The 11,222-nt window shown below is 71.3% G+C and carries 9 protein-coding genes; all 9 read left to right on the forward strand.

What is annotated here, in order from left to right:
- Positions 1–158 precede the first annotated feature (158 nt).
- The 9 genes from PROKR_RS01430 (at position 159) to PROKR_RS01470 (ending at position 11,046) form a co-directional block, all read left to right on the forward strand.
- A complete protein-coding gene (locus PROKR_RS01430) occupies positions 159–1,391 on the forward strand; it encodes an extracellular solute-binding protein (protein WP_036959078.1) in 1,233 nt (410 codons plus the stop codon).
- Entirely contained in the window at positions 1,388–2,551 is a 1,164-nt protein-coding gene (locus PROKR_RS01435; protein ID WP_036959079.1) for an ABC transporter ATP-binding protein, read from the forward strand. The genes PROKR_RS01430 and PROKR_RS01435 overlap by 4 nt, the downstream gene beginning before the upstream one ends.
- Before the next feature lie 28 nt (positions 2,552–2,579).
- Positions 2,580–3,506 carry an ABC transporter permease gene (locus PROKR_RS01440; RefSeq protein WP_036959081.1) on the forward strand — a complete coding sequence of 309 codons (927 nt, stop codon included), beginning with the start codon at positions 2,580–2,582 and terminating at the stop codon, positions 3,504–3,506.
- Positions 3,506–4,360 (forward strand): ABC transporter permease, encoded by an 855-nt coding sequence (locus PROKR_RS01445; protein ID WP_036959082.1) that lies wholly within the window; start codon positions 3,506–3,508, stop codon positions 4,358–4,360. Before PROKR_RS01440 ends, PROKR_RS01445 begins: the two co-directional genes overlap by 1 nt.
- Positions 4,353–5,849 (forward strand): mannitol dehydrogenase family protein, encoded by a 1,497-nt coding sequence (locus PROKR_RS01450; RefSeq protein ID WP_036959083.1) that lies wholly within the window; start codon positions 4,353–4,355, stop codon positions 5,847–5,849. The genes PROKR_RS01445 and PROKR_RS01450 overlap by 8 nt, the downstream gene beginning before the upstream one ends.
- 322 nt (positions 5,850–6,171) lie before the next feature.
- A complete protein-coding gene (locus PROKR_RS01455; RefSeq protein ID WP_036959085.1) occupies positions 6,172–7,266 on the forward strand; it encodes a Gfo/Idh/MocA family protein in 1,095 nt (364 codons plus the stop codon).
- A 566-nt stretch (positions 7,267–7,832) separates the two neighbouring features.
- Positions 7,833–9,161: an ABC transporter substrate-binding protein gene (locus PROKR_RS01460; protein ID WP_036959091.1), complete on the forward strand. Its 1,329-nt coding sequence runs from the start codon at positions 7,833–7,835 to the stop codon at positions 9,159–9,161.
- 2 nt (positions 9,162–9,163) lie between these two features.
- Entirely contained in the window at positions 9,164–10,147 is a 984-nt protein-coding gene (locus PROKR_RS01465) for a carbohydrate ABC transporter permease (RefSeq protein WP_051432582.1), read from the forward strand.
- Positions 10,144–11,046 carry a carbohydrate ABC transporter permease gene (locus tag PROKR_RS01470; protein WP_036959086.1) on the forward strand — a complete coding sequence of 301 codons (903 nt, stop codon included), beginning with the start codon at positions 10,144–10,146 and terminating at the stop codon, positions 11,044–11,046. Before PROKR_RS01465 ends, PROKR_RS01470 begins: the two co-directional genes overlap by 4 nt.
- Positions 11,047–11,222: the final 176 nt, after the last annotated feature.

The raw sequence follows: 11,222 nt of genomic DNA on the forward strand, positions 1-11,222 counted from the left end.
CTCGCGCGCCTGCGCGGCGGCACGCCGGCGAGCGTCCAGCTCCCCGTGGAGCTCACGATCCGCGGGTCCTCAGGACCCGCACCCGCCGGGACGGCCGACTGACGTCCGACCCGGCCACAAACGCCCGGGCGACGGAGCCCGGGAGAGAGGAAGGCACCATGCGTACCTCGAAGAAGGCGGTGGCGCTCGCGGGCGTCGCCGCGCTGGCCCTGCTCACCGCGTGCGCCCCGCCCGCACCGCCCGGCGGCGAGAGCGGCGGCGCCGTCACCGACGCGGCCGACGTCCCCGAGACGCCGTCGGAGCCGGTCACCCTGAACATCCTCGACGTCGCGGGCAACCAGCGGCTCACCGAGGGCATGGTCGACGAGTTCGTCGAGAACAACCCCGACGTCATCGAGTCGGTGACCTGGGAGACGGGTGGCGCGCCCGACGTCACCGGCATCGTCAAGCCGCAGGTGGACAGCGGCAACCTGTCCATCGACGTGGTGTTCACCGGCAACGACGGGCTCGCCGCCGGCATCGGCCAGGACCTGTGGATCCCGGTCGTGGACGACTACGGCGACCGGCTGACCAACCAGGAGAACTACCTGGAGCCGGCCGCGAACATGCAGGAGCTCGCCGAGGGCTACGGCGTGGTCACGACGTACTACCCGTCCGGTCCGCTGCTGCAGTACGACCCGGAGGTGGTCGGCACGCCGCCGGCCACGCCCGAGGAGCTGCTGGAGTGGGCGGAGGCCAACCCGGGCAAGTTCGGGTACGCGCGCCCCGCCAACTCCGGTCCCGGCCGCACGTTCCTGATGGGCCTGCCCTACATCCTGGGTGACGAGGACCCGACCGACCCCGAGAACGGCTGGGACAAGACCTGGGCGTACCTCAAGGACCTCGGCCAGTACGTGGACACCTACCCGACGGGCACCGGCCAGGTCGTGACCAACATGGCCGACGGCACCTGGTCGATGATCCCGACCACCACCGGCTGGGATATCGCCCCGCGCGCCGAGGGCCAGCTTCCGGACACGCTGGAGGCCGCCGCGTTCGACGACTTCACGTGGGTCACCGACGCGCACTACGCAGCGATCCCGAAGGGCCAGAGCGCCGACAAGATCAGCGCGATCCTGCTCCTGCTGCAGGACATGCTCACCCCCGAGCAGAACGCCAAGGCGTACGACGCCGGCTACTTCTACCCGGGTCCGGCGGTCGAGGGCGCCACGCTCGACCTCGCCCCGCAGGAGTCGCAGGACGTGATCGAGGAGTTCGGCCGGCCGCTGTTCGACGAGCTCATCGAGTCGCAGGACGCCGTCGTGCCGCTCGACGCGGACTCGATGGTGACCGCGTTCGACATCTGGGACCGCGAGGTCGGCGGCGGCAAGGTGGAGGAAGAGGCCGAATGAGCGACTTCGAGTCCCTGGAGCTGCGGGGCGTCGGCCGGCGCTTCGGCGGGGTGGACGCGCTGGCCGGGCTGGACCTGACGATCAGGGCGGGCGAGTTCGTCGCGCTGCTGGGGCCGTCCGGCTGCGGCAAGTCGACGGCGCTCAACTGCCTGGCCGGCCTGCTGCCGCTGACGCACGGCGAGATCCGGCTCGACGGGAGGCGGATCGACACGCTGCCCCCTGAACGGCGCGGGTTCGGCATGGTCTTCCAGTCCTACGCCCTGTTCCCGCACCTCAGCGTGGCCAAGAACGTCGCGTTCGGGCTGCAGATGCGGGGCGTGCCGCGGGCCGAGATCGACGCGCGGGTGCGCGCCGCGATCGACCTGGTCAAGCTCGGTGAGCACGCGAAGAAGCTGCCCGGCCAGCTCTCGGGCGGCCAGCAGCAGCGCGTCGCCATCGCCCGTGCGGTGGTGCTCGAGCCGTCGCTCGTGCTCATGGACGAGCCGCTGTCGAACCTCGACGCCAAGCTGCGGCTCGACATGCGCACCGAGATCCGGCGGCTGCACCAGTCGCTCGGGCTCACCACGATCTACGTCACGCACGACCAGGAGGAGGCGCTGTCCCTGGCCGACCGCCTGGTCGTCATGCGCGAGGGCCGCGTGCAGCAGGTCGGCACGCCCGACGAGCTCTACGAGAGCCCGGCGAGCTGGTACGTCGCCGACTTCATGGGGTACCGGAACATCCTGCCCGCGACCGTCGTCTCGGCGTCCGGGGGTGAGGCCGTGGTCGAGCTGCCCCGCGTGGGTTCGGCGGGCGACGGCGGGGTACGGCTCATCGGGCGCGCCGTCGGGGGCCTGGGTGCGGGGGACCGGGCGCGGGTCGCGGTCCGGCCGGAGGACTTCACGGTGACGGGAGCTCCGCGGGTCGCGCCCGCCTCGACCAGCGGCGGGGGAACGACCGGCGATGCGGGTTCCGTCCCGGGCTCCGTCTCGGTGGTCGAGTACCACGGGCGGGAGTTCGCCGTCGGCGTCCAGGCCGGAGACACCATGCTCCACGCCCGCGCGACGACGGCGCCCGACGTCGGCGGCGCGGTCACCCTGACCGCGCCGGTCGACCGGGTGCTCGTGTTCCCCGAGTCGCTGGACGCCGTCGTCGTCGCGCCGCGGGAGGTGGCGGCGTGAGCCGCGTCGTCGGCCGGGGAGCCACACCGTGAGCGCCGTCGGGCAACGGCCGGGACGCGCCACCGCGAGCCTGCGGCACCGCCTGGCCGAGCGGGGAATCGACCCGACGCTGCTCCTGCTCGTGCCCGGGCTCGTGGTCGCCGTGGCGCTGTTCGTCTACCCGTTCTCGTACGGGATCGGGCTCACCGTCCAGCCCACGGCCGCCATGCAGGAGCAGTGGGGCGGTGGCGCCCTCGCGAACTACGTGGCGTTCTTCCGCGACCCGTTCGTGTTCGACTCCGTGTGGCTCACGATGCGCCTCGCGCTGCCGGCCGCCCTGTTCAACGTGCTGGCGTCGGTGCCGGTGGCGATGGTGCTGCGGCACCGGTTCCGCGGCAAGCGGCTGCTGACGTCGCTGCTGGTGCTGCCCATCACGCTGGGCACCGTGCTCACCGCGCAGGGCCTGTTGATCTTCGCGGGACGGCAGGGCTGGATCAACCGGACGCTGCTCGAGCTCGGCCTGGTCGACGAGCCACTGAAGCTGGTGAACAACTACCTGGGCGTCATGCTCTCGCTGATCATCACCGGCTTCCCCTTCGCGTTCCTGCTCATCTCGTCCTACCTGTCGGGCATCGACCCGTCGCTGGAGCAGGCCGCCAAGACCCTGGGCGCGGGCTGGTGGCAGCGGTTCCGGCGGATCGTGCTGCCGCTGCTCGCCCCCGGGCTGGCCACCACGTTCGTGCTGACGTTCGTGCTCGCCTTCTCGGTGTTCCCCTCGGCGCGGCTGGTCGGTGACGCCATGGGCGAGACCCGGGTCATGTCCCTCATGGCGTTCCGGGCGTTCGGCGAGCAGAACGACTACACCATGGCGTCCACCATCGCGCTGATGATGGGCGCCGTCGAGCTGATCGTCGTGGTCGCCGTGCTCGGCCTGCGCTCGCTGCTGTACCGCGGGACCACGGGAGGGAAGGGCTGATGGCCGCCTCGACACTGGAGCGGCCGCTCGCCGCCCGCCCGTCCACCTGGTTCGTCTGGGCCGGCATGACCGCGTTCGGGGTGTTCCTGCTCGGGATCCTCGTCGCGGTGGTCGTCGACTCGTTCGGCCGGCAGTGGTTCGACACCTGGCTGCCCGACGGGTTCACCACCGAGCGCTACGTCGCGGCCTGGGACCGGTTCGACCTGGGCGAGGTGGTCGGCGTCACCGTCGGCGTCGCCGTGCTCGTCGTGGTGATCTCCGTGCTGGTGGGTGTGCCCGCCGCGTACGCGCTGGCCCGCCGGGACTTCCCCGGCAAGCGCGCCGTCATGCTGCTGTTCCTGCTGCCGGTGCTCATGCCGCCCGTCACCTACGGCATCCCGCTCGCCACCGTCATGTACTCGTTCGGGCTGGGCCGCACGCTGACCGCCGTCGTGCTGGTCAACCTCGTGCCGTCCGTCCCGTTCGTGATCCTGACGATGACGCCCTTCATCGAGCAGATCAATCCCGCCATCGAGTCGGCCGCCCGGATGTGCGGGGCCCGGACGCGGCAGGTGTTCACCCGGATCCTCGCCCCGCTGCTGGTGCCGGGTATCCTCGCGGCGGCCATCCTGGTGCTCGTGCGGACCGTCGGGCTCTTCGAGCTGACGTTCCTCGTCTCGGGCCCAGGTTCGGACACACTCGTCGTAGCCATCTACCGTGGCATGACGGCCGCCGGCGGTGGCGAGGCGAGGCAGCTCATCTCGGCCATGTCGGTGATCTACACCGCGACGATGCTCGCCATGCTCGTGGTGGCGCTGCGGTTCGTGAACCCGACGCAGCTCGTGGCACAAGTCAAGGAGACACGTGATGACTGAGGACCGCCTGCACCGGGACCGTGTCCCGGTGGGCATCGACGCCCCCGTGATGCCGACGGCGGTGGGCATAGTCCACCTCGGCATCGGGGCGTTCCACCGTGCGCACCAGGCCGTGTACACGGAGCGCGCCGCGATCGCGACGGGCGACACCCGCTGGGGCATCCTGGGCGTCACCCAGCGCTCCGCGACGGTGCGCGACCAGCTCCGGCCGCAGGGTGGGGTGTACGCCGTGCTCACCGCGGGCGAGCAGGAGTCGTCGGTCGAGCTGATCGGCTCCGTGGTCGACGTTGCGTACCCCGCCGAGGAGACCGAGCGCGTGCTCGACACGATCGCCGCGCCGTCGACCCACGTCGTCACGCTGACGATCACCGAGAAGGGCTACGCGCGGCGGCCCGACGGCTCGCTGGACACCGAGGCGGTGGCCGCCGACCTCGCGGCGCTGGCCGCCGTGACGGAGGCCGGTGAGGACGCCGTCCGTCCGGCGGCCTCGGCCATCGGGCTGCTGGTGCGCGGGCTGGCCCAGCGCGCTGCCTCCGGGGCCCCCATTACCGTGCTGACCTGCGACAACATGGTCGACAACGGCCGCGTGCTCGAACGCCTGGTGCGGGAGGCCGTGGACGCGGCGCTGCCCGGGAGCGAGGGCGACGGACTGCGTGCGTACCTCGACGGGAGCGTCACGTTCCCGTGCTCCATGGTCGACCGGATCGTGCCGGCCACCACACCGGAGCAGCGTGACCAGGTGGAGCAGACGCTCGGCGTGCGGGACGAGGGTCTCGTGGTGGGCGAGCCGTTCGCACAGTGGGTGATCGAGGACCGGTTCGCCGGGCCGCGCCCCGCGTGGGAGGCCGCCGGGGCCACGCTCACCAAGGACGTCGCGCCGTTCGAGCAGGCCAAGCTGCGGCTGCTCAACGGCACGCACTCGCTGGTCGCGTACTCGGGCTGGCTCGCCGGGCACTCGACGATCGCGGGCGGCGTGACCGACCCCGTGATCGCGCAGCGCGCGCGGCAGTACCTCTTCGAGGACGCGCTGCCGACGCTCACCCCGCCCGACGGCCTGGACCTGCAGCAGTACGGCGAGCAGATCCTGGCGCGGTTCGCCAACCCGCACACCGGGCACACCACGGCGCAGGTGGCGATGGACGGCACCCAGAAGATCCCGTTCCGCTGGGGCGGTGTGCTCGCGGACTCGCTGGCTGCGGGGCGGGAGCCGGAGGGCGTGGCGTTCGGCCTGGCCGCCTGGGCCGAGTTCGTCCGACGCCGGACGCACTCCGGCGAGGGCGTCGACGACCCGCGCGCCGCGGAGCTCGAGGCCCTGGTCGAGGCTGCCGAGATGCCGGGCGGCATGGACGGGCTGGGCGACGTCGCCGGGCTGGCCGGTGCCGAGGAGGACCTGCGGGCCCTGCTCGCGCTCCCGGGCCTGCTGCCCGAGGACACGCCGGACACGTTCGTCGACGCCGTGGCGGCGGAGATCGGCGCGGTCGAGCGGTGACCTGCCGGCTCCGGCCGGGTCTGCCGGGCCGGGCCGGGCCTGGCCGGGCCTGGCCGGGCTGGTCAGTCGGCTGAGCGACCTCCCCTTTGAGGCCTAAGTTTCTTCGCTTTGATGCTGTTCAAAGCGAAGAAACTTAGGCCTCAAAGGGGATCGGCGCGAACCTCCCGACGCCGCCCCGGTACCTGGCGCGCGGTCCGATGAGGCCGGGAAAGCCCTTTCCATCGGCGCGGGGCGCGGGTAGGGTGCCTGCCGACGGGTGCGGCGAGGTCGTGCCCCGTACGGTCGGGTGATCGATCACACGCGTCGACGAGGACGGAGCAACATGAGAGTCACGATCCTGGGCACAGGTGCCATCGCCGGAGCCCACGCACGAGCGATCGCGGACCTGCCGGCGCACGGTGTGGACGCGACCCTGGTGCACGCCGTCGACATCGACCCGGTGCGGGCCGAGGCCTTCGCGACCGAGCACGGCGTGCCCGGGCACGGCACCTCGCTGGAGGACGTGCTCGGCGAGACCGACGTGCTGCACGTCTGCACGCCGCCGGGCGTGCACGCCGACGTCGCCGTGGCCGCGCTGAAGGCGGGCGTGCACGTGGTGGTCGAGAAGCCCGCCACGCTGTCGCTGGCGGAGCTCGACCAGATCGCGGAGGCCGAGGCCGCCTCCACGGCGTCGTTCACGCAGGTAGTGCAGCACCGGTTCGGGCACGGCGCGCGGCAGCTGCGCCGCCTGCTCGACGACGGGGCGCTGGGCCGCCCGTTCGTCGCCACCTGCGACACGATGTGGTTCCGCGGGCCGGCGTACTTCGAGGTGCCGTGGCGCGGCCGCTGGGACACGGAGGGCGGCGGGCCGACGATGGGCCACGGCATCCACCAGTTCGACCTGCTGCTCGCCACGCTCGGACCGTGGTCCGAGGTGACGGCGATGGCCGGCCGCCTGGCGCGGCACGTGGACACCGAGGACGTCTCGATGGCGATCGTGCGGTTCGCCAACGGTGCGATGGCGACCATCGCGAACTCGCTGCTGTCGCCGCGCGAGACGTCCGAGCTGCGGTTCGACACGGAGGCGGCGACGGTCGAGCTGTCGCACCTGTACGGCTACTCCGACGCGGACTGGACGTTCACGCCCGCGGCGGGCCGGGACGACGTCGCGCAGCTGTGGCAGGCGGACCCCGAGGCGCTGCCGTCGGGGCACCTGGCGCAGTTCGTGCCGACGTACCGGGCGTTCGCCGCGGGCGAGGCGCCGCCGGTCACGGTGGCCGACACGCGCGGCACCCTGGAGCTGGTCGCGGCGATCTACCGCTCGTCGTTCACGGGTGCCGTGGTGCGCGCCGGCGAGATCGCCCCGGGCGACCCCTTCCACGCCTCCATGCGCGGCACGGGCCCGAGCTGGCCGCCGCTCAAGGACGCGACTCCCTGACCCGTTAGACGTCGTCGGCCGCCGTCGAACGTAGGCCTGGTCGCTCTCTGAGCCCGCATGCGCCGACATCTACTACGTTCGACGGCGCGGCGCCGGGCCCCGGCCGGCGGTTGTCGGGCACCGGCAGGCGCCGTCGGCTGATGAACGCGGGTCCGGTTGCGGAATCGGTGCTCAGAACGCCACCGGCTCCACGCTCCCCGCGGGGCCGCGGTTGGCGCTGAGCACCGCGCTTGATAGGCGCCATGCTGCCCGACGTCGGCCGGGTACGTGCCGTCGAACGTAGGCCTGGTCGCTCTCTGAGCCCGCATGCGCCGACTGCCCCTACGTTCGGCTGCCGGCGTTGCACATCTGCGCTCGCCCCTCTCTCGGCAACCGGCGCCCACCGTCCTGCGACGACCCACCACCCTGCGGTCACCCGCACCCCGCCCGGCCTCCAACGATGGAGTTCGTTACGAATTCCTGACCTCAGGCCCTGGACAACGCTTCCCGTAGCGGTATTGTATCGATTCAGTCGGCCGTCGAGGATGCAGCCGGCCACCAGAAGCAGATTGAGCAAGGAGGCTCACGTGGTCCGCAGAAGCACCACCACACGGACGGCCGTCGTCCAGGTCACGGCCCTCGCGGCGGCTTCGGCCCTCGCCCTCTCGGCGTGCGGGGGTGGCCAGGCCCCGTCGGCCGACGCCGCGCCCGTCGCCACCGACCGGGACATCGAGCTGTCCCTGGTCTGGTGGGGGGACGACGACCGCGCGAGCAGGTACGAGGAGGCCGTGGCGCTCTTCGAGGAGCAGCATCCGAACATCGACGTCCAGACGCAGTTCCAGGCGTGGGACGACTACTGGACGGCGCGCAGCACCGAGGCCGCGGGCCAGACGCTGCCGGACGTGTTCCAGATGGACCTCGCCTACATCCACCAGTACGCGTCGAACAACCAGCTGCTGGACCTGTCGAGCCAGGTCGGCGTCAACCTGGAGACGGGCGACTACGACGAGACGCTGCTCGGGTCGGGCTCGGTCAACGGCGGTCAGTTCGGGATTCCGACCAGCACGAACACGCTCGGCATGATCCACCATGACGATCTCCTCGACGAGCTGGGCATCGACCCGCCCGAGGCAGGGCTGACCTGGGACGAGTACGACGCCTGGATCCGCGAGGTCAGTGCGGCCGGCGCCGACCACGACCCGCAGGTCTACGGCGGCACCGACTACACGGGCACGCTCTGGTTGTTCATCCAGTGGCTGCTCCAGCAGGGCAAGACGGCGTTCGCCGAGGACGGTTCGCCGGCCTTCGAGAAGGCGGACCTCGTCGCCTGGGCCGAGCGCACCCAGCCACTGCGTGACGACGGCGTGTTCTACCCCGTCGAGCGCGCCAAGCAGGTCGAGCCCCTGACCGGTCTGCAGGTGAACGAGGCCGCCACCGAGCTCACGTGGGACAACATGATGGCCGGGTACGCGGCGAGCGCGGGCACCGAGAACGTCGACCTGCTGCCGCTGCCCACGGGCGCCGAGGGCTCGCAGCAGTTCTGGAAGCCGTCGATGCTGCTCTCGTCGTCCGCCAGCACGCAGGAGCCCGACGCCGCGGCCGCCCTGATCGACTTCCTGGTGAACGACCCGGAGGTCGGCAAGATCTTCGGGACGTCGAAGGGTGTGCCCGCCGTCCCGGCGCAGAAGGACGCGATGGAGCTCGCCGACAGTTCTGTCGAGGCGAAGATCGTGGCCTACGAGGACGAGGTGACCGACCGCGTGACGGCCGACACGCCGATCCCGGTGGAGGGCTACGGCGTGGTCGAGGCCGAGTTCAAGCGCCTGGGCGAGGAGCTGTCCTACGGCAACATCACGCCGGAGGAGTTCGCTGACCAGTGGTTCCAGAGCGCCGAATCGAACCTCGGCGGGGCGTGACCATGTCCGCGACCACTACCGAGCGCGGTCGGGCGGCCGGGCGCGGCGGCGTGCGGGGGACGGCGACGTCGTCCCCCGCACGGGGCGGCGGCAAGCCGCAGCGCGATCGCGCCGACGTCAAGGCCGGGTACGCGTTCCTCTCGCCGTGGCTCCTGGGGTTCGTGCTGCTGACGGCCGGCCCCATGCTGATGTCGCTGTACCTCGCGTTCACCGACTACAACCTGTTCCGGGCCCCGCAGTTCGTCGGCATCGACAACTTCACGGCCCTGTTCGCCGACCCGCGGTTCCTCAAGTCCGCCCAGGTGACGGCCGTCTACGTGCTGGTCGGCGTGCCGGTCAAGCTCGCCGCCGCCCTCGCGGTCGCGCTGCTGCTGAACGCCAAGCACCGGGGCCAGGGCGCGTACCGCTCGATGTTCTACGCGCCGTCGCTCATCGGGGCCAGCGTCTCCGTGGCGATCGTGTGGCGCGCCATGTTCATCGACGACGGCATCGCCGACCAGGTCCAGCAGTTCTTCGGCCTCCCGGCCGGCGGCTGGGTGGGCGACCCGAACATGACCATGCCGATGATGATCCTGCTGGCCGTCTGGCAGTTCGGCGCCCCCATGGTGATCTTCCTGGCCGGCCTCAAGCAGATCCCGGCCGAGCTGCACGAGGCAGCCGCCGTCGACGGCGCCGGGCCGATCCGTCGGTTCGTCTCCGTGACGCTGCCGATGCTCTCGCCCGTGCTGTTCTTCAACCTGCTGCTCGAGACGATCGGCGCGTTCCAGGTGTTCAGCTCGGCGTTCATCATCTCGGGCGGCACGGGTGGCCCGGCCGACTCGACCCTCTTCTACACGTTCTACCTCTACCTCAAGGGCTTCACGGAGTTCCGCATGGGGTACGCCTCGGCCATGGCGTGGGTGCTCGTGCTCGTGGTCGGCATCATCACGGCCGTCCTGTTCCGCACCTCGCGTGCCTGGGTCCACTACACGGGAGACGTGCGATGACGACAGCGACCACAACCGCCCCGCGCACCACCGTGAGCACCACCACGAGCGCGACGGCGACCCGGCGCAAGCGCGTGCGGTCCGTCGTCTTCCACGTGCTCGTGATCGCCGTCGCCGTGGTGATCCTGTACCCCGGCGTGTGGATGGTGATGAGCTCGTTCAAGCCGAGCGGCGACATCGTCGGCAACGTGAACCTGTGGCCCGAGACGTGGACGCTGGACAACTACGCGTCGGCGTTCGCCGGCATCGGTGGCGTCTCGTTCTGGACGTTCGTGCTCAACTCGCTGATCCTCGCGGTCGGCTCGGTCGTGGGCATCGTCCTGTCGGCCACCGTCTCCGCCTACGCGTTCGCGCGGATCAGCTTTCCCGGCCGAGGCGTGTACTTCGCGGTGATGATCGGCACGATGCTGCTGCCGTTCCACGTGGTCATCATCCCGCAGTACATCCTGTTCAACTCCATGGGTCTGGTGAACACGTTCCTGCCCCTGCTGGCACCCAAGTTCCTGGCCACCGAGGCGTTCTTCGTCTTCCTCATGGTGCAGTTCCTCCGCGGGCTGCCGCGGGAGCTCGACGAGGCCGCGCGGATCGACGGCTGCGGGCACTGGGGCATCTTCCGGCTCGTGCTGCTCCCGCTCATGCGGCCCGCGGTGATCACCAGCTCGATCTTCGCGTTCATCTGGTCGTGGAACGACTTCCTCGGGCCGCTGCTCTACCTCAAGCGTCCCGACACGTACCCGCTGCCCATCGCGCTGCGGCTCTACGTGGACCAGACGTCGGTGTCCGACTACGGCGCGCAGATGGCCATGGCCGTCCTCGCCCTGGTGCCCGTACTGCTGTTCTTCGTGGTGTTCCAGCGCTACCTGGTGGACGGCGTCGCCACACAGGGTCTGAAGGGCTGATCACCGTGGACGCCCAGGAGCAGACCGAGGAGACCACGGCGCCGTCGGGCCGCGGACGGCGCACGGCCGGGGAGGGCTGGTTCCCCCTGCTGGGGGAGACCCTGCTGACCGGGCTCCTCGTGCTCGCCGGCAGCCTGCCCGTCGTGACCGCGCCGGCGGCGCTCGCCGCCGGGGCC

The organism is Promicromonospora kroppenstedtii DSM 19349 (assembly GCF_000515355.1).
In the GTDB taxonomy this organism is placed as follows: Bacteria; Actinomycetota; Actinomycetes; order Actinomycetales; family Cellulomonadaceae; genus Promicromonospora; species Promicromonospora kroppenstedtii.

What these genes read in the sequence shown, in the direction of transcription:
- PROKR_RS01430 (WP_036959078.1), top strand. Translation starts at nt 159, where the DNA reads ATGCGTACCTCGAAGAAGGCGGTGGCGCTCGCGGGCGTCGCCGCGCTG.
- PROKR_RS01435 (WP_036959079.1), top strand. Translation starts at nt 1,388, where the DNA reads ATGAGCGACTTCGAGTCCCTGGAGCTGCGGGGCGTCGGCCGGCGCTTC.
- PROKR_RS01445 (WP_036959082.1), top strand. Translation starts at nt 3,506, where the DNA reads ATGGCCGCCTCGACACTGGAGCGGCCGCTCGCCGCCCGCCCGTCCACC.
- PROKR_RS01450 (WP_036959083.1), top strand. Translation starts at nt 4,353, where the DNA reads ATGACTGAGGACCGCCTGCACCGGGACCGTGTCCCGGTGGGCATCGAC.
- PROKR_RS01455 (WP_036959085.1), top strand. Translation starts at nt 6,172, where the DNA reads ATGAGAGTCACGATCCTGGGCACAGGTGCCATCGCCGGAGCCCACGCA.
- PROKR_RS01465 (WP_051432582.1), top strand. Translation starts at nt 9,164, where the DNA reads ATGTCCGCGACCACTACCGAGCGCGGTCGGGCGGCCGGGCGCGGCGGC.
- PROKR_RS01470 (WP_036959086.1), top strand. Translation starts at nt 10,144, where the DNA reads ATGACGACAGCGACCACAACCGCCCCGCGCACCACCGTGAGCACCACC.